A 14,609-nucleotide genomic window follows, 5' to 3' on the forward strand; every position below is an offset into this window, starting at 1 on the left:
TCGTGGTGTGTGTCCGAGGGGGGACTTGAACCCCCACGCCCCTTACAGGGCACTAGCACCTCAAGCTAGCGCGTCTACCATTCCGCCACCCGGACAAGCGCCTGTATGACGGGCGCGGTGCAGCACTGAACTTTAGCAAAGACCGGTCGGCGTTCCGAATCGGGTCGTCCTCTGTGCGCACCCGTGCGATGGGCGCATTGGCATCGCAAGGAAATACTTGGCACAATTAGTCGAGGCCCCGGAAAGTATGAGTTTCCGGGGCCTCTAGTTTGATCGAGCGTGATGGTCTCTCTCATCCAGAATCCTTCTTCTTTCCCGCCTGTCACATCACTGACCGGCTGCCTTTGACTTGCGTCGCTGGCCATGGGATCGAATCTGGATTCTTTCCCGCTTTCCCGAAGGATTGCGTAGGTCATTTGTATGCCCCGGGTGACCAGGCGCGCAAGGGATTTGTCGAAGTTTTTGAGCTATTTCTCGAGAATGTGTCACTTACCCACAGAGTGACCTAGGTCACCCACAAGCCACGCGTTGTTATGCACATGTTTTCCACACATTGTGGCTTTCGCGGCACGCCGAATCGGTCAGAGCAGGGACGAGATCGCGTGGATGGCGATGCCGGCGAGCCCGCCGACCACGGTTCCGTTGATGCGGATGAACTGCAGGTCCCGGCCGACGTGCAGCTCGATGCGCTCGGCGGTCTCCTTGCCGTCCCACCGGTTGACTGTCGCGGAGATGATCGTCGCGACCTCGCTGCCGTAGTGGTTGACGGCGTATGCCGCGACGTCCGAGATCGTGGCGTCGATGCGGCGGTTGAGCTCGGGGTCGTCGATGAGCCGCTGGCCGAAGGCCTCGATCTCCTCGAGTGCCCGGCGGCGGAGCAGTCCGCTCTCGTCGGCAAGTGAGCCGATCAGCGCGCGGCGCAGGGCGTCCCACAGACGGACGGACGTCACGCCGACGCGCGGCTGCGACAGCACGCGCTCCTTGAGGTTCTCGAAGCGCGTACGCGTCTGGGGGTCGTGCTGCAGCTCCTGGGCGAGGTCGGTCAGCCACCGGTTGAGCGCGATGCGGGCGTTGTGGTCCGGCGTACGGCCGATCTCGGCGACCCACTCGACGACCTGCTCGTGCACCCAGCCGGCCACTCGCTTGTCGAGCCACTGCGGCGTCCAGGACGGTGCCCGGTTCTCGATGAGGGCCGCGACCTCTTCGTCGTTGATCGCGAGCCAGCGGCCCAGCTCGTCCAGGGCGAGGTCGACGAGTCCCCGGTGCGCGTCGTCGCGGAGGATCTCCTCGAGGAGCTGACCCACGACGGGGCTGAGCTCCTCCTCCTTGAGCCGGGGGATCAGCGCCTCCTGGATCACCGCGGCGACGTCGGTCTCCTTGACGTGCCTGAGCGCGTCGGCCAGCACGCGTGAGCCCTCGGCGACGAGGCGTTCGCTGTGCCCGTCCGAGACGAGCCACTCCCCTACGCGCCGGCTGACACCTGCTGACTGGATGCGTTCGCGGACGACGTCCTCCCGCAGGAAGTTGTCGGTGACGAACTCCTGCAGGCTCTCGCCCAGCGACTCCTTGCGGTTCGGGATGATCGCCGTGTGCGGTATCGGCAGCCCCAGCGGATGCCTGAAGAGAGCGGTGACGGCGAACCAGTCCGCGATGGCGCCGACCATCGCCGCCTCGGCCCCGGCGTTGACGTAGCCGAGCCAGCCGTCCTGGTTGCGGGTCACGACGTAGATGGCGGCGGCCAGGAGCAGCAGGGACAGTGCGAGCGCCCGCATCCGCCGCAGGCCGCTGAGACGCGCGGTGTCGCCGGCCGAAAGGCCCTCGGGCATCTGGAAGCTCGCACTCGCATCTGTCGAGGTCACGGCACGACACTATCCGCGAGCGCTTCCCGCCGCTCTGCGTAGACTTCCGGGCATGACCTTCAACGAGGGCGCCGATCTGGACACGAGCCAGGTCACCGGCGGTGGCGGCGGAGTTCGCGGCGGTGCGGTGATCGGTGGCGGAGCGGGCACCATCATCCTGCTGATCCTCGGGCTCATCTTCGGCGGCGACATCACGGGTGGCGGCACGGGCGCCAACCCGTTCGATCCCGGCCAGGTCCAGGCCGGCGGCGACACCTCGACCACCGACTTCTCGCAGTGCAAGACCGGCGCCGACGCGAACCGGGATGACACCTGCCGGATCATCGGCACGGTCAACAGCGTCCAGGCCTACTGGCGCGACGCCCTCCCAGCTGACGTCCAGCGGCAGTACCAGGACGCGAAGACCGTCATCTACTCCGGGTCGACGCAGTCCGCGTGCGGCGTGGCGTCGAATGCGACCGGGCCGTTCTACTGCCCGTCGGACCAGCGCGTCTACATCGACGCGAGCTTCTTCGACGAGCTGACGAGCCGGTTCGGCGCCGATGGCGGCGCCCTGGCCCAGGAGTATGTCGTGGCGCACGAGTACGGCCACCACGTCGAGAACCTGCTCGGGATCCTCGCCAAGGGACAGGATGGCAAGACCGGACCGCTCAGCGGAGGCGTACGCATCGAGCTGATGGCTGACTGCATGGCCGGTGTCTGGGCCAACCACGCCGCCACGACCAAGGACGCGAACGGCGACACCCTGCTGAAGCCGATCACTGACGAGGACGTCAAGTCGGCGCTGTCGGCAGCCGCAGCTGTCGGCGACGACCACATCCAGGAGTCGTCGACGGGCCGGGTCAACCAGGAGTCGTGGACGCACGGCTCGAGCGAGTCGCGGCAGAAGTGGTTCCTCGCCGGATACAACGGCGGCACCGTCAACCAGTGCGACACGTTCAGCACCGACGACCTCTGACGGTGTCCGATCGATCGGTGTCCGACCCTAGGCCCAGCTCCCGACGACTCACGGCGGAGATCTGGATCGTCCTGGGCCTGTCCCTGGGCGCTTCAGCGGTGTATGCCGTGGTCAGCCTCGCCGCCAAGCTGACCCAGCCCGGCGGGCTCAGGAAGTCGACAGCGACGCTCAACGGCAACCAGAGCCCGCGTGAATGGCTCGACCTGACGTACCAGCTGCTGGGGATCGGGTTCGCGATCGTTCCCGTGGCGCTGGCGATCTATCTGATGACGCTCGACAAGGACCAGCCGCCCGTACGCGAGCGGCTCGGGCTCGACAAGGGCGGCGTCTGGAACAACATCGTCTGGGGTTCATTGCTGGCTGCGGTCATCGGGCTGCCCGGCATCGGCGTCTACTTCGCCGGTCGCGCCATGGGCATCACCGCCGAGATCGTCACCAGCCCGCTCGACACGTACTGGTGGACCGTCCCGGTCCTGGTCCTGGCCGCGGTCAAGAACGCCGTCATCGAGGAGTTCATCGTCGTCGGCTACCTGACGAGCCGGCTCCGGCAGCTCAGCTGGAGCTGGCCGAGGACGATCGTGGTGAGCGCCGCCCTGCGCGGCAGCTATCACCTCTACCAGGGCGTGGGCCAGGCGTTCGGCAACTTCGTGATGGGGCTGGTCTTCGGCTACTGGTTCAGCCGGACCAAGCGAGTCATGCCGCTGGTCATCGCCCACACGATCCTCGACGTCATCTCCTTCGTCGGCTACGGGTTCCTGCGCGACCACGTGAGCTGGCTGTGACCTCATGAAGATTGTGTACGACGAGGCGCTGCCGATCACGGCGCGCCATGACGACATCGCTGCGGCGATCCGCGACCACCAGGTCGTGGTGGTGGCCGGCGAGACCGGATCGGGCAAGACCACGCAGCTGCCCAAGATCGCGTACGAGCTGGGCCGCCGCACCATCGCGCACACGCAGCCTCGCCGCATCGCCGCGCGCTCGGTGGCCAAGCGCATCGCCGACGAGTGCGAGGTCGACCTGGGGGCCGAGGTCGGCTACGCCGTGCGGTTCGACGACCAGACGAGCGACGCCACGGCGATCCGGCTCGTCACCGACGGCTTGCTGCTCGCCGAGCTCCAGCGGGACCGCCGCCTGTCGCGCTATGACACGATCATCATCGACGAGGCGCATGAGCGCTCGCTGTCGATCGACTTCCTGCTGGGCTATCTCAAGCAGCTGCTCCCCAGCCGGCCCGATCTCAAGGTCATCATCACCTCCGCGACGATCGACGTCGAACGCTTCGCGGAGATGTTCGACGCACCCGTCATCGAGGTCAGCGGACGTACGTATCCCGTCGAGGTCCGCTATCGCCCCCTCGCGGAGTCCGATGCCGCTGACATGCTCGACGGCATCGCCGACGCTGTCTCAGAACTCCCGCGTGACGGCGACATCCTGGTGTTCCTGTCCGGCGAGCGGGAGATCCGCGACGCAGCGGAGTTCCTGGCGGGCAAGAGGCTCCCCCACACCGAGATCCTCCCCCTCTACGGCCGTCTCGCCGCCGGCGACCAGCAGAAGATCTTCAGCGACCACACCGGCCGGCGCATCGTGCTCGCGACGAACGTCGCCGAGACCTCGCTCACCGTTCCCGGCATCCGTTTCGTGATCGACCCCGGGTTCGCCCGGATCTCGCGGTTCAGCCAGCGGCTCAAGGTCCAGCGACTGCCGATCGAGCCGATCTCGCAGGCCAGCGCCGCGCAGCGCGCAGGACGCTGCGGTCGCGTGGCCGACGGCATCTGCATCCGCCTTTACTCCGAGGAGGACTTCGACGGACGCCCGGAGTTCACCGACCCGGAGATCCAGCGCACCAACCTCGCGTCCGTGCTGCTGCAGATGGCCTCGCTCGACCTGGGCGACATCAAGGACTTCCCGTTCCTCGACCCGCCGGACTCGCGGGCGGTGACCGACGGGCTCAACCTGCTGTACGAGCTGGGTGCGCTCGGGACGAAGCCGTCCGGCGGCCATCGGCTGACCACGATCGGCCGGTCGATGTCGACCCTGCCGACCGACCCCCGCCTCGGCCGCATGCTCCTGGCCGCCGACCGGCTCGGCTGCCTCGCCGACGTCCTCGTGATCGTCTCCGCGATGTCGATCCAGGATCCCCGCGAGCGTCCGCTGGACCACCAGCAGGCGGCGGACGAGAAGCACCGCCGGTTCGTCGAGCCCGACTCGGACTTCCTGTCGTGGTTGACCCTGTGGAAGTACATCCGTGAGCAGCGGGACAACCTCTCGAGCTCGGCGTTCCGGCGGATGTGCCGCGACGAGTACCTGCACTACCTGCGCATCCGGGAGTGGCACGACGTGCACTCACAGCTGCGACGGACGGCCAAGGACCTCAAGCTCAAGCCCGGCAACCCCGGCGCCGATCCGGACCTGGTCCACCAGGCGCTGCTGACCGGTCTGCTGTCGCACGTCGGTCTTCGAGAGCTCGACGGCCGGGAGTTCCTCGGCGCCCGGCAGGCCAAGTTCATGATCTTCCCCGGCTCCGGCCTCGCCAAGAAGCCGCCACGGATGGCGATGGTCGGCGAGCTCGTCGAGACCAGCCGGCTGTGGGGGCGTACGGCGGCCAAGATCCAGCCGGAGTGGGTCGAGGAGGCCGGCGCGCACCTGGTCAACCGTTCCTACAGCGAACCGCACTGGTCGCGAAAGCGCGGCGCGGTCATGGCCCGGGAGAAGGTCCTGCTCTACGGCATCCCGATCATCGCCGACCGTCTGGCGCAGTACGGCCGCGTGGATCCGGTCGTGTCGCGCGAGCTGTTCATCCGGCACGCCCTGGTGCAGGGCGAGTGGCGCACGCACCACAAGTTCTGGGCCCGCAACCAGGCGATGATCCAGCAGGTCGAGGAGCTCGAGGAACGGCTACGCCGCCGCGACCTTCGCGTCGACGACGAGACGCTCTTCGCGTTCTACGACGAGCGGGTTCCCGAGGACGTCGTCTCGACCCGCCACTTCGACTCGTGGTGGAAAAGGACGCGGGTCGACCAGCCGGACCTCCTGACGTTCGACCCCGCGATGCTCGGCCGCAGCACCGATGACGCCGACGAGGAGTTCCCGCGCGAGTGGCACTCCGACGGCGAGGCATACCCGCTGACGTACGCGTTCGAGCCCGGCATGGAGGACGACGGCGTCACGATCGACCTGCCGATCGACCGGCTGCTGACCGTCGATGACCGGGCGTTCGACTGGCACGTGCCGGGGCACCGGGTCGAGCTGGTGACCGAGCTGATCCGTTCGCTGCCCAAGGCGTTGCGACGGGAGTTCGTACCGGCCGGCCAGTTCGCCCCTCGCCTGGTCGAGGCGATGGATGCCGATGCTTCCGACCTGAGCGAAGAGCTCGCGCGCCAGATGCGGCTTCTCAACGGCACGGTCGTACGCCCGGAGGACTTCGACTTCACGGCGCTCCCCGGACACCTGCGGGTGACGTTCCGCGTCGTCGAGAACGGCGTCGAGCTGTCCCGCGGCAAGGACCTGAGGGTATTGCGCAGCGAGCTCGCGACCCACGTACGGGCGGACCTGACGAAGGCGGCCCGGCAGGAGGAGCGCTCAGGACTGCTCGCGTGGACGGTCGGCGACATCGACCGGACGATCTCGGCCGGCCAGGTCACGGGCTACCCAGCGCTGGTCGACGAGGGCGCATCGGTCGCCCTCCGGGTGCTGGACTCCCCCGCCGAGCAGGCTGCGGCGATGCGGCGCGGCCAGGCCCGGCTGCTGTCGTTCGCGCTCGCGACACCGGTCCCGCAGCTCGGCCGGTCGCTCGACCTGCGCGCGAAGCTGCTGCTGTCGACCGGCCCGCACAAGGACGCTGCCGCCGTGATCGAGGAGTGCTGGCTGGCGGCGCTCGAGGAGCTGCTCGTACGCCACGGTGGTCCGGCGTGGACCGAGGAGTCGTTCGACGCCCTCCGCGAGACCGTACGCGCCGAGGCGTACGACGAGACCGAGCGCGCCGTGCGCACCGTCCTCGACGTGCTGAGCGCCCTCGGCGAGGTCGTGCCGACCCCGGCCACCGAGGCCGGCGAGGACGTCCGCGTGCAGCTGTCGTGGCTCGTCTACCCCGGGTTCATCCGCGACGCCGGGGTGACGCAGCTGCGCCGCCTGCCGTTGTACCTGCAGGCGGCGCGGCGCCGGCTCGATGCGCCGCTCACCGACGACCTGCTGGCGACGCAGGAGCTCGAGGCGCGGTTCCACGAACGTACTGCTGACCTCTCGGTCTGGGCGCGCCTGTCCCCCGACGTCCAGCACGTGCGCTGGGCGCTGGAGGAGCTGCGGCTCAGCCTGCTGGCGCAGAACCTGCGGACGGCGTTCCCGGTGTCCGTCAAACGGGTGACGGCGCTGGTCGACGCGCTCTGAGCGTCAGACGCCCAGGAGATCGATCACGAACACGAGGGTCTTGCCCGAGAGGCGATGGCCGCCACCGGCCGGACCGTAGGCGAGCTCCGGCGGGCACACCAGCTGGCGCCGGCCGCCGACCTTCATGCCCGGGATGCCCTGCTGCCACGCGGCGATGAGCTGCGGGAGGGGGAACTTCGCGGACTGGCCGCGGTCCCACGACGAGTCGAACTGCTCGCCGGTGTCGAACTCGACGCCGACGTAGTGCACGTCGACGAGTCCGCCGGGCACTGCCTCGGGTCCGTCGCCGACGATGATGTCCTTGATCTGGAGCTCGGTGGGCGCAGGTCCCTCGATGAAGTCAACTTCAGGCTTTTCAGTCATGCGCACGATCCTGTCACATGGACTCGGCTGCCAGAATGGCCACATGCGCGCCACAGTCCTCCACGCCCCTCATGACATCCGCCTCGACGACGTGCCTGCTCCGCAGCTCCATGACGACGGAGACGCCATCGTGCGCGTCGTGGCGGCGTGCGTCTGCGGTTCCGACCTCTGGCCCTATCGCGGCATCAACGAGATCAGCGGGCCCATGCGCATCGGCCACGAGTTCGTCGGCGTCGTCGAGCAGGTCGGCGCCGGCGTCTCGTCGCTGAGCGAGGGCGACTTCGTCATCGCGCCGTTCATGTACTCCGACAACACCTGCAAGCTCTGTGAGCGCGGCATACACACGTCGTGCACGAGCGGCGGGTTCTGGGGTGTCGACGACCGTCAGGGTCGGCCGGTCGACGGCGGGCAGGGTGAGCTCGTACGCGTGCCGCTAGCGGATGGCACCCTCGTGGCCACGGCGCAGCCTGACGAGGCCATGGTGCCGCACCTCCTCACACTGTCCGACGTCTTCCCCACCGGGCACCACGCGGCGATGCTCGCGGGCGTCCAGCCCGGCAGCACGGTCGCGGTCGTCGGAGACGGCGCCGTCGGTCTCTCGGCCGTGCTCGCGGCCAAGCGCCTGGGTGCGGGGCGCATCGTCGCGATGTCGCGCCACGAGGACCGCCAGCAGCTGGCCCGGGAGTTCGGTGCCGACGAGATCGTCGCGACGCGCGGCAAGGAGGGTGCGGCCGAGGTCCGGGAGATGCTCGACGGCATCGGCGCGGACCACGTGCTCGAGTGCGTCGGCACGGAGCAGAGCATGGCGCAGGCCATGCAGTGCGCCAGGCCCGGCGGCCGGATCGGGTTCGTCGGCGTGCCTCACGGCGTCGAGGTCGACGTCCGCGGCATGTTCTATCGCAACCTCGGCATCGCCGGCGGTGTCGCACCCGCACGCGCCTACATCGAGGAGCTGCTGCCCGACGTGCTGTCCGGCGCGGTGTCCCCCGGTCGCGTGTTCGACCGGACGCTGCCGCTCGACCAGGTCGCCGACGGCTACCGCGCGATGGACGAGCGTACGGCCATCAAGTCGCTGCTGACGCTCTGAACGGTTCCGCCGACACCACGGCGTCGACGTTGAGCGGCCCGTAGATGTGCGGGAACGGCAGCGGCTGGCCCTCGACCGGGTCGAGCTGCCACGGCGACGTCAGCAGGTCGGTGTCGATCGTCAGCAGCCGCAGCGGCGCGATGACGTGGCCGTAGAACCGCTCGTGCACTCCGGCTACCTGCGACGCCTGCGAGCAGTGGATGAAGCCCACGTCGGCAAGGTCCAGCCCGAGCGTGGAGACGGTGTACGTGCCGGCGTCGACCGCGGCGGTCCAGGCCTCTTCGGTGGCGAGGTGGAAGATCCTCACGGGATCTGTTCGGCGGCGTCGTTGAGCCGCGCCAGGCTGCGGGCGAACGTGCTGACCTCGTCCGCCTCCCAGTCGGACAGGATCGCCGAGAATCGCTGGTGGCTGCGGCTGCGGTAGGCCTCGAGCTTGGCTCGCGCGTCAGGCTGGGCAACCAGCAGCTGGGCGCGGCCGTCGTCAGGATCCGGGATGCGCGAGACCAGACCGAGCTTCTCCAGCGACGCGATCGCCCGGCTGGCGGTCGACTTGTGCACCCCGAGGCCTTCGGCAAGCTCGGAACCCCGGATGCCGTCAGGCGCGTCGCAGATGGCGATCAGGAACAGGAACGTCCCGTAGTCCAAGGACGGGTGGATCTCCGGGAGCTGGCGGAGCGAGCGGGCGCGTACCCGCCGCACGAACCTGGTCAGCTCGTACTCGACGTCCAGATCGTTGGGAAGATCGCTGCTCATGCACTCGACCCTATAGAACATCCCGCCACCGGAGTGACGGGATGTTCCAACAGGTCAGCGAAGCTCGGACGACGTGAGGTTGAGCAGACGGCGGGCCACGATGAGCTGCTGGATCTGCTGCGTGCCCTCGAAGATGTCGAGGATCTTGGAATCCCTGGCCCACTTCTCGACCAGCTCGGTCTCGCTGTAGCCCAACGTGCCGGCGAGCTCGACGCAGCGCAGCGTGATCTGGTTGCCCACGCGACCGGCCTTCGCCTTGGCCATCGAGGCCTCCATCGAGTTGGGCTTGCGGTTGTCGGCCAGCCACGCCGCCTGGATGGTCAGCAGCAGCGCGGCCTCCCAGTCGGCCTCCATCGCGATGAAGGTCGCGGCGGCGTACGACTGTGCCTGCGCGGGGCGGTCGTAGTCGATGACGACGCCGGCCTCCTCCAGGAGGCGCCGAGTGTCCTCGAGTGCCGCCCGTGCGCAGCCCACGGCCATGCCCGCAACGAGCGGCCGCGTGTTGTCGAAGGTCGCCATGGCGCCGGCGAAGCCCTGCTTGGTGTCGATCTCGGGGTTGCCGAGCAGGTTCTCCGCGGGCACACGGCAGTTGTCGAGCACGATGACCGCGGTGTCGGACGAGCGGATGCCGAGCTTGTGCTCGAGCCGCTCGACCCGGATGCCGGGCAGGCTCTTGGGAACCAGGAACGACTTGATGGCGGCTCGGCCGAGGCCCTTGTCGAGCGTCGCCCACACGACGACGGAGTCGGCGCGATCGCCGGCCGTCACGAAGATCTTCTCGCCGTTGAGGATGTAGGCGTCGCCGTCCTTGACCGCCGTCGTGGTGATCGCGGCCGAGTCGGAGCCGAAGCTGGGCTCGGTGATCGCCATCGCCGCCCACGTGCCCTTGAAGCGCTCGAGCTGCTCCTCGTTGGCCACCGAGGCGATCGCGGAGTTGCCGAGGCCCTGACGCGGCATCGACAGCAGCAGGCCCACGTCGGCCCAGCACATCTCGATGATCGAGAGCACGGACGACATGTTGGTGCCGTTCTTGACCTTGCCCTTGCCGGCATCCTCGTCGGACTCGTCACGGCGTACGCCGGCCGCACCGGCGCCCTGGCCCTGTCCGGAGTCGCCCATGCCGTCGACGAGCGAGGCGAGGAGGTCGAGCTCCTTGGGGTACGCGTGCTCCGCGAGGTCGTACTTGCGGGAGTTGGCGCGCAGGAACTCCTCGGCGACCTGATGGGCCTGCTTGATGAACGGGCGGAACTTGCGGGGGGTCTCGAGATTGATCATGAGTGATTCCGTCCTCAGACGAGGACTGCTCCTTCCATCAGGCCAATGGCTCGCAGGTCGCGGTACCACCGTTCGACCGGGTGCTCCTTGACGAAGCCGTGGCCGCCCAGCAGCTGGACGCCGTCGGTGCCGATCTTCATGCCGTACTCGGCCGTGAGCCGGCGCGCGAGCGCGACCTCGCGGGCGTAGTCGATGCCCTGCTCGGCGCGCGATGCGGCCTTGAGTGTCACCAGGCGCATGCCCTCGAGCTCGATCGCGATGTCGGCGACCATGAACGCGACGGCCTGGCGGTGCGCGATCGGCTCACCGAAGGCCGTACGCGTCTTCACGTAGTCGGAGACGTAGTCCAGCGTGGCGCGGGCGGCGCCGAGGGCCAGACCGGCCCACGCCAGGCGCGAGAGACGAATGCACTCGCGGTAGTCGTCGTCGGCGCCATCGCCGAGGATCGCATCGTCCGGGACCTCGACGTCGGTCAGGACCAGGCGGCTGAGGCCTGCGGCACGCAGGCCCATGCCGGGATCGGCCTCGATCGCGATGCCGGCGGTGCTGGACTCCAGCAGGACGAGGGTCGGGCCGCGTCCCTCGATGTCGACGGCGACCACGAAGAGCTCGGCCTCGCTGCCGCGCACGACCGCTGACTTGACGCCGTTGATCCGGTACCCGGTGTCGGTCTTGACGGCCGTGGTCTGGAGCTCGAACGGGTCGAAGAGGGCCCTGGGCTCGGCGACGGCGAGCGCCGCGGTCGGGATGTCGTCGCCGGCGAATGCCGGCAGATAGGTCTGCTGCTGCGCGTCGGAGCCCCAGAGCGAGATCGCAGTGGCGACGGCCGCCGGTGCCAGACAGGCAACGGCCTGCCCCATGTCGCCCTCGGCCAGCGCCTCTGCGACGAGCACGCCGGTGACCGCCGAGCGGTCCTCCGAAAGACCGCCGAGGCTCTCGGGGATGTTGAGCAGCGTCAGGCCGAACTCGCTGGTCTGCGCGAGGACTTCCTTGGGCGTGTCGTTGGCCGTCTCGGCTGCCTCGGCGCCCGGACGCAACACCTCGGCGGCGAACTCCTTGATCACGCCGACGATCATCTGCTGGTCCTCGGTCGGCTCGAGGTCGAACACGCCGCTGTCGGACGTACGCGCCAGACGCGCCGGCTTGCCGGTGCTCTTGACCCGCTTGAACGTACGGCCGGTGGCGCCGGCGACGCGGAAGCCGCTCTTGGCGCCTTGGTAGACGGCCTTCTCGGTCGTCTTGCGCAGCTTGAGCTTGTCGATGGTCGGCGAGCTGGCGATGCGGTTGAGCACCGCCAGGCCGATGCCCATGGGATCTCGGCGACTGGCCACAGGAACTCCTCGAAGTGTTTGGCGCGAGGTTGGACTGAGTTGCCCACCCGCTGCACATACTGTAACTCTGAGTTGCAGTTTGACATACCAATGGTATCCGAACTCACATCGCAGGACCAGCAGTTGCCGCGTGTCGGTGGCTCGGTAGCCTTGACCAGTCCTGAGCGAAGGAGCCCAGAGCCCGTGCCTGCATCACAGTCCCGTCCCCTCCCCGAGGGTGGCGCCGTACGCCCCATCACCCGGTGGGGCACTCCCGTCATGCACCGAGAGCTCGAGGACGTCACGGTCTTCGACGACGAGCTGCTGACCCTCGTCAAGGACATGGTGGCGACGATGTATGCCGCCAAGGGTGTCGGGCTCGCCGCCAACCAGGTCGGGGTCGACCTCAAGGTGTTCGTCTTCGACTGCCCCGACGACGACAACAACCAGATCACGGGCGTCGTCTGCAACCCGGTGCTGCACCTGCCCGAGGGCAAGGAGCGCAACCTGGAGGACGAGGACGAGGGCTGCCTGTCGCTGCCCGGCGCGTTCACGTCGTGCGCCCGCCCGGACCGCGCGCACGTCACGGGTGTGGACCACAACGGTGAGCCCGTCGAGTTCGTCGGCGACGGACTGCTGGCGCGCTGCCTGCAGCACGAGACGGATCACCTGTTCGGCACGGTCTTCGGTGACCGCCTGCCCGAGCGGTCGCGCAAGAAGCTCTACAAGCAGCACCAGGAGCTCGCCGACAGCTACCCCGACGACTGGCCCGTCACGGTCCTCGTCGACGAGCCCGTCATCGACCGCTGAGTGCGCTTTTCGGCCAGCATCCCGGCCGCTTCTGACCCCGATCACGGGTTAGATTCCACCCACCAGGCGTCTGTGAGGGAGGTCCAGCCATGACGGGCATGCCACACACGACGGTGCCCGCATCCATCCCGCTCGCCCTCCGGACCATCCGCAAGGCGTCGACGCCGCACCGGATCACCGGGCACCACCTCGAAGCAAATGGACTCGCCACGGGCGAGGGCCCGCACATGGTCGGACTGCTACGTGCCATGGGCTTCGTCGATGCGGCGGGTGCGCCGACTCGGCTGTGGAACGAGTATCGGCAGACGGATGGTTCTGAACGGTTGCTCGCCGAAGCGCTCCGAGCCGCCTATGCCCCGCTGTTCGAGGCGTTCAAGACGCCGGAGACGGTGCCTCCACGCACGCTCGGCACAGTCGTGCGAGACGTGACCGGCTACTCCCAGCACCACGTCGACCAGACCGTGGAGAGCTTTCGGGTCCTGTGTGCGCGTGCAGACTTCACCCGCCGGCGGGTTGCAGACCCTCCCGCCGCCACGATCTCCGCGGTGCGGTTCACCATCCAGAGCCGCATCTCGGGCCTCGCACGCCTGGCCGAAGGCCTGCAGGAAGCCCGGTCCTGCATCGACCACGGACTCTGCCGACCCGCGTACGTCTCGGCATGGAACGGCTACGTCGCCCTCGCCCTCACCTTCCTCGCGGCCGGAGACTTCGCCGCAGCACGCGCCGTCCGGCCGTCATGGAAGGTCACCTCGATCGAAGAGCTTTCCATGAAGACCCCCGGTGCCGAGCTGCTGCGGATGCTCGCCGATCTCGGCCTCACCGAGGGAGACCTGGCCGATCAGCTGCCGTTGCTGCTGCAGAGCCGCAACGACTGCGCGCACCCCACGTCGTTCCGGCCCACGGCGACCGAGGCGGACGACTTTCTGCTCGACGTGCACCAAGCAGCCATGGAGCTGGTCGACCGGGCGAGCCGGCTGTTCCCGAGCGCCGCCTAGCGCGCTCGGAGCTCCCAGCAGGCAACGGCGACGGACGAGGCAACGTTGAGCGAGTCGATGTCGGCCGCCATGGGGATCGTGACGCGATGGTCCGCTGACTTCTCCCAGTGCGGGGTCAGTCCGTGCCCCTCGGAGCCGACGATCAGCGCGAGCCGATCGACGTCGTGCGAGACCTCGTCGATCGGCACCGAGTCGTCGGCGAGCGTCATGGCGTACGTCGTGAAGCCCGCCTCGCGCAGGAGGTCCGGCGCGGCGTACCAGTCGTCGACGCGTGCGTAGGGCAGCCAGAAGACGGATCCCATCGAGACCTTGATCGCCCGGCGGTAGAGCGGGTCGGCGCAGCGGGGCGAGAGCAGCACCGCATCGAAGCCCAGGGCTGCAGCGGCGCGAAAGGCCCCGCCGACGTTCGTGTGGTCGGCCAGGTCCTCCATCACGACCACCCGCCGGGCTTCCGCCAGCACGTCGCGGGGAGGCCTCGGCTCCGGCCGCTCCAGGGCGGCGAGCGCGCCGCGGTGGACGTGGAAGCCGGTCAGCCTCTCGATCGACTTGTCGTCCAGCACGAAGCACGGCACGTCGGTGGCGTCGAGCAGGTCGGCGAGACCCTCGAGCCAGCGCGGCGACATGAGGAACGACCGCGGTTGATGCCCCGACTCGATCGCCCGGCGGACCACCTTCTCGCCCTCCGCGAGGAACAGCCCGCGGTCGGACTCGAGCTGCAGCCTCAGCTGCACGTCCCGCAGGTCGACGTAGTCACGGAGTCGCGGATCCTCGAGGTCGTCCAGTCGTACGATCTCGGCCACCGGGCTAGCCTAA

At 68.6% G+C, this 14,609-nt stretch carries 13 protein-coding genes and 1 tRNA gene; 6 read left to right on the plus strand and 8 right to left on the minus strand.

The genetic code is table 11. The features are described 5' to 3' along the window. Nucleotides 1-10: 10 nt before the first annotated feature. A tRNA-Leu gene (locus tag BOSE46_RS12180) sits at nt 11-95 on the minus strand. Nucleotides 96-581: 486 nt separating this feature from the next. Continuing rightward, nucleotides 582-1,859 carry a DUF445 domain-containing protein gene (locus BOSE46_RS12185; RefSeq protein WP_236551736.1) on the minus strand — a complete coding sequence of 426 codons (1,278 nt, stop codon included), beginning with the start codon at nt 1,857-1,859 and terminating at the stop codon, nt 582-584. A 52-nt stretch (nt 1,860-1,911) separates the two neighbouring features. Here BOSE46_RS12185 and BOSE46_RS12190 point away from each other — a divergent pair, with 52 nt between their 5' ends. The 3 genes from BOSE46_RS12190 to hrpA are packed head-to-tail and all read left to right on the plus strand — an operon-like array spanning nt 1,912 to nt 7,203. Then, nucleotides 1,912-2,817 (plus strand): neutral zinc metallopeptidase, encoded by a 906-nt coding sequence (locus tag BOSE46_RS12190; RefSeq protein WP_159540493.1) that lies wholly within the window; start codon nt 1,912-1,914, stop codon nt 2,815-2,817. Nucleotides 2,818-2,834: 17 nt separating this feature from the next. Then, nucleotides 2,835-3,599, plus strand: coding sequence for a CPBP family intramembrane glutamic endopeptidase (locus BOSE46_RS12195; protein ID WP_159540494.1), 765 nt, complete (start codon nt 2,835-2,837; stop codon nt 3,597-3,599). 4 nt (nt 3,600-3,603) lie between these two features. Then, entirely contained in the window at nt 3,604-7,203 is a 3,600-nt protein-coding gene (gene hrpA, locus BOSE46_RS12200; protein ID WP_159540495.1) for an ATP-dependent RNA helicase HrpA, read from the plus strand. A 3-nt stretch (nt 7,204-7,206) separates the two neighbouring features. On the opposite strand, the gene BOSE46_RS12205 is transcribed toward hrpA, so the two are convergent. Next, nucleotides 7,207-7,566, minus strand: a complete 360-nt coding sequence (locus BOSE46_RS12205; RefSeq protein WP_159540496.1) for an FKBP-type peptidyl-prolyl cis-trans isomerase — start codon at nt 7,564-7,566, stop codon at nt 7,207-7,209. 43 nt (nt 7,567-7,609) lie between these two features. On the opposite strand from BOSE46_RS12205, the gene BOSE46_RS12210 reads away from it, so the two are divergent. Then, nucleotides 7,610-8,653: a zinc-dependent alcohol dehydrogenase family protein gene (locus BOSE46_RS12210; RefSeq protein ID WP_159540497.1), complete on the plus strand. Its 1,044-nt coding sequence runs from the start codon at nt 7,610-7,612 to the stop codon at nt 8,651-8,653. Here the strand turns inward: BOSE46_RS12210 and BOSE46_RS12215 are convergent. From BOSE46_RS12215 to BOSE46_RS12230, 4 genes are read right to left on the minus strand one after another with little or no spacing between them, the layout of a single operon-like run. Then, nucleotides 8,631-8,960 (minus strand): DUF952 domain-containing protein, encoded by a 330-nt coding sequence (locus BOSE46_RS12215; protein ID WP_159540498.1) that lies wholly within the window; start codon nt 8,958-8,960, stop codon nt 8,631-8,633. The two genes, BOSE46_RS12210 and BOSE46_RS12215, sit on opposite strands and share 23 nt — an antisense overlap. Continuing rightward, a complete protein-coding gene (locus BOSE46_RS12220) occupies nt 8,957-9,406 on the minus strand; it encodes a MarR family winged helix-turn-helix transcriptional regulator (protein ID WP_159540499.1) in 450 nt (149 codons plus the stop codon). The genes BOSE46_RS12215 and BOSE46_RS12220 overlap by 4 nt, the downstream gene beginning before the upstream one ends. A gap of 54 nt (nt 9,407-9,460) precedes the next feature. Then, nucleotides 9,461-10,681, minus strand: a complete 1,221-nt coding sequence (locus BOSE46_RS12225) for an acyl-CoA dehydrogenase family protein (protein WP_159540500.1) — start codon at nt 10,679-10,681, stop codon at nt 9,461-9,463. Between the two features lie 14 nt (nt 10,682-10,695). Further along, a complete protein-coding gene (locus tag BOSE46_RS12230; protein WP_236551737.1) occupies nt 10,696-12,012 on the minus strand; it encodes an acyl-CoA dehydrogenase family protein in 1,317 nt (438 codons plus the stop codon). Nucleotides 12,013-12,195: 183 nt separating this feature from the next. On the opposite strand from BOSE46_RS12230, the gene def reads away from it, so the two are divergent. Beyond that, nucleotides 12,196-12,801 (plus strand): peptide deformylase, encoded by a 606-nt coding sequence (gene def / locus BOSE46_RS12235; RefSeq protein ID WP_236551738.1) that lies wholly within the window; start codon nt 12,196-12,198, stop codon nt 12,799-12,801. 89 nt (nt 12,802-12,890) lie between these two features. Continuing rightward, nucleotides 12,891-13,796: a DUF5343 domain-containing protein gene (locus BOSE46_RS12240; protein WP_159540502.1), complete on the plus strand. Its 906-nt coding sequence runs from the start codon at nt 12,891-12,893 to the stop codon at nt 13,794-13,796. Here BOSE46_RS12240 and BOSE46_RS12245 read toward each other — a convergent pair. Continuing rightward, nucleotides 13,793-14,596, minus strand: coding sequence for an RNA methyltransferase (locus BOSE46_RS12245; RefSeq protein ID WP_159540503.1), 804 nt, complete (start codon nt 14,594-14,596; stop codon nt 13,793-13,795). The two genes, BOSE46_RS12240 and BOSE46_RS12245, sit on opposite strands and share 4 nt — an antisense overlap. Nucleotides 14,597-14,609: the final 13 nt, after the last annotated feature.

Origin of the sequence: Aeromicrobium sp. 9AM (assembly GCF_902506105.1) — a bacterium.
Taxonomy (GTDB): domain Bacteria; phylum Actinomycetota; class Actinomycetes; order Propionibacteriales; family Nocardioidaceae; genus Aeromicrobium.

Coding starts and splice junctions, on each gene's coding strand:
- BOSE46_RS12205 (WP_159540496.1), bottom strand. CDS start 7,566: ATGACTGAAAAGCCTGAAGTTGACTTCATCGAGGGACCTGCGCCCACC.
- BOSE46_RS12240 (WP_159540502.1), top strand. CDS start 12,891: ATGACGGGCATGCCACACACGACGGTGCCCGCATCCATCCCGCTCGCC.
- BOSE46_RS12210 (WP_159540497.1), top strand. CDS start 7,610: ATGCGCGCCACAGTCCTCCACGCCCCTCATGACATCCGCCTCGACGAC.
- BOSE46_RS12225 (WP_159540500.1), bottom strand. CDS start 10,681: ATGATCAATCTCGAGACCCCCCGCAAGTTCCGCCCGTTCATCAAGCAG.
- hrpA (WP_159540495.1), top strand. CDS start 3,604: ATGAAGATTGTGTACGACGAGGCGCTGCCGATCACGGCGCGCCATGAC.
- BOSE46_RS12190 (WP_159540493.1), top strand. CDS start 1,912: ATGACCTTCAACGAGGGCGCCGATCTGGACACGAGCCAGGTCACCGGC.
- BOSE46_RS12220 (WP_159540499.1), bottom strand. CDS start 9,406: ATGAGCAGCGATCTTCCCAACGATCTGGACGTCGAGTACGAGCTGACC.